The sequence below is a fragment of the Streptomyces anatolicus genome, assembly GCF_019400875.1.
GTDB classification, from domain to species: domain Bacteria; phylum Actinomycetota; class Actinomycetes; order Streptomycetales; family Streptomycetaceae; genus Streptomyces; species Streptomyces anatolicus.
Genome location: NZ_WMBF01000680.1, coordinates 1 through 2,673, shown reverse-complemented (window position 1 = coordinate 2,673; position 2,673 = coordinate 1). Strand labels below are relative to the sequence as shown.

General features: G+C 69.2%; 2 protein-coding genes. Both read left to right on the top strand.

From position 1 onward, the window contains the following. A partial coding sequence (locus tag GKQ77_RS31305; protein ID WP_219692494.1) for a VWA domain-containing protein occupies nucleotides 1-609 on the top strand: 609 nt, incomplete at its 5' end. Nucleotides 610-721: 112 nt separating this feature from the next. Then, complete coding sequence (metG, locus tag GKQ77_RS31300; protein WP_219692493.1) at nucleotides 722-2,356, top strand: methionine--tRNA ligase; 1,635 nt, start codon at nucleotides 722-724, stop codon at nucleotides 2,354-2,356. The last annotated feature ends 317 nt before the right edge of the window (nucleotides 2,357-2,673 follow it).

Here is a 2,673-nt window from a genome sequence, read left to right as displayed (position 1 = left end):
ACCCCCTACAAGGCCGCCGCCACCGCCCTCAAGAAGAACGACCTCACCGGAACCCGCGCCCAGGTCTACCTGGTCCTCGACCGCTCCGGCTCCATGCGCCCGTACTACAAGGACGGCTCCGCCCAGAGCCTCGCCGAGCAGGTCCTCGCCCTGGCAGCCCACGTGGACCCCGAGGCCACCGTCCACGTCGTCTTCTTCTCGACGGACATCGACGCCACCGGCACCCTCACCCTCGCCGAACACGAGGCCCGCATCGACGAGCTGCACGCCGCCGCGGGCCACATGGGCCGCACCAGCTACCACCGGGCGATCGAAGAGGTCGTGGCCCACTACGAGAAGTCGGGCCACGCCGGCGAACCCGCCCTCGTGGTCTTCCAGACGGACGGCGCCCCGGACACGAAGGGCCCGGCGACGCAGGCGCTGGAGGAGGCCGCCGCACACCCCCTCTTCTTCCAGTTCGTGGCATTCGGGGAGCACGACGCGAAGGCCTTCGACTACCTCCGCAAGCTGAAGGCGGAGAACGCGGGCTTCTTCCACGCGGGCCCCGCCCCGCGCGAGCTGACGGACAAGGAGCTGTACGAGGGCCTGCTGGCGTCCTGGCGCCCGTAGCCGGCATCCCGTGCCCCGCATCCACCACGGTGGACCCGGCAACCGGAGCTGCCGGGTCCACCCCCTGGAATCGAGGTGAGTGGATCTTCACAGGGCCGTTAGGATTTCGACCATGGCGGCCACTGGATCCGAGAAGCAGGGAGCGGACGAGAACGCGAAGGCGTTCTACGTCTCGACCCCCATCTACTACGTAAACGACGCTCCTCACCTGGGCCACGCCTACACGACCGTTGCAGGGGACGTGCTCACGCGCTGGCACCGTCAGCGCGGCGAGAAGGTGTGGTACCTCACCGGCACGGACGAGCACGGTCAGAAGATCATGCGCACGGCCGAGGCGAACGACGTCACCCCCCAGGAGTGGTGCGACAAGCTCGTCACCGAGGCCTGGAAGCCCCTCTGGGAGCACCTGAACATCGCGAACGACGACTTCATCCGTACGACGGAGAAGCGTCACACGGACCGCGTGCAGGAGTTCGTCCAGGATCTGTACGACAAGGGCGAGATCTACAAGGGCGGGTACGAGGGCCCGTACTGCGTGGGCTGCGAGGAGTACAAGCTCCCCGGCGACCTGATCGACGGCGCCGCCGACGGCGAGTTCGCGGGGCAGAAGCTCTGCCCCATCCACAAGAAGCCGGTGGAACTCCTCAAGGAGGAGAACTACTTCTTCAAGCTCAGCGAGTACGGCGACAAGCTCCTCGCCCTCTACGAGTCGAACCCCGGCTTCATCCAGCCCGAGTCGGCCCGCAACGAGGTCGTGAACTTCGTCAAGCAGGGCCTCCAGGACCTCTCGATCTCGCGCTCGACGTTCGACTGGGGCGTCAAGGTCCCGTGGGACGACAAGCACGTCATCTACGTCTGGGTCGACGCGCTCCTGAACTACGCCACGGCGGTCGGATACGGCGCGAACCAGGAGAAGTTCGACGCCACCTTCCCGGCCGACGTCCACCTGGTCGGTAAGGACATCCTCCGCTTCCACGCGGTGATCTGGCCCGCCATGCTGATGGCGCAGGGCCTCCCGCTGCCCGGCCGGATCGCGGCCAACGGCTGGCTGATGGTCGGCGGCGAGAAGATGTCGAAGTCGAACCTGACCGGCATCAAGCCGCAGGACCTCACCTCCCACTTCGGCGTGGACGCGTACCGCTGGTACTTCCTGCGGGCGATCGCCTTCGGCCAGGACGGCTCGTTCTCGTGGGAGGACTTCTCCGCCCGCTACACCAGCGAGCTGGCGAACGACTACGGCAACCTCGCCTCGCGCGTCGCGGCCATGGTCGGCAAGTACTTCGGCGGCGAGCTGCCCGCGGCGACGGCGTCCGGTGATGCCGAGAAGGCGGTCGAGGACGGGCTCGCGAAGGCCGTCGCGGACGCGGACCGTGCGATCGGCGAGGAGCTGGACTTCCAGGCCGGCATCCTGTCGATCTTCGCCTTCGTCAAGCAGGTCAACGGCTACATCACGGAGCAGGAGCCGTGGAAGGTGGCCAAGGACGAGTCGGAGGAGGGCCGGGCCCGCCTCGCGACCATCCTCTATACGGCGGCCGACTCGCTGCGCGCGGTGGCGGTACTGCTCAACCCCGTCATGCCGGAGACGTCCCAGAAGCTGTGGGACTCCCTGGGCGCGGAGGCCACGCTGGGCGCGCTTGCCGACCAGCGGGTGCGGGACGCGGGCGCGTGGGGCCGGCTTCCGGCGGGCTCGACGGTGACGAAGGGGGCGGTCCTCTTCCCCCGCCTAGAGGAAAAGCCCCAGTCCTAGCGACGGCCCCCTCGCCATTTTCGCCCCGGAAAGTCCCGGCGCCCCGCCCTCCAACGCGGCCCGCGCCGGGGCTTTCCCGTGGGGCGGGGGGAGTCACCCCGCCACCCCGGGACCACACCCCGAACCAGCCTAGGCCCGCCACACGCCCGCCGAGCCGGCCCAGGCCTTGCGCCCGCCGAACCAGCACAGGCCCACGTCATCCCTGCCGGGCCAACCCAGGCCCACGACAGCCTTGCCGAGCCAGCGCAGGCCCGCCGCAATCCCGCCGAGCCGGCCCAGGCCTTACGCCCGCCGAGCCAGCCCAGGCTCACGTCCGT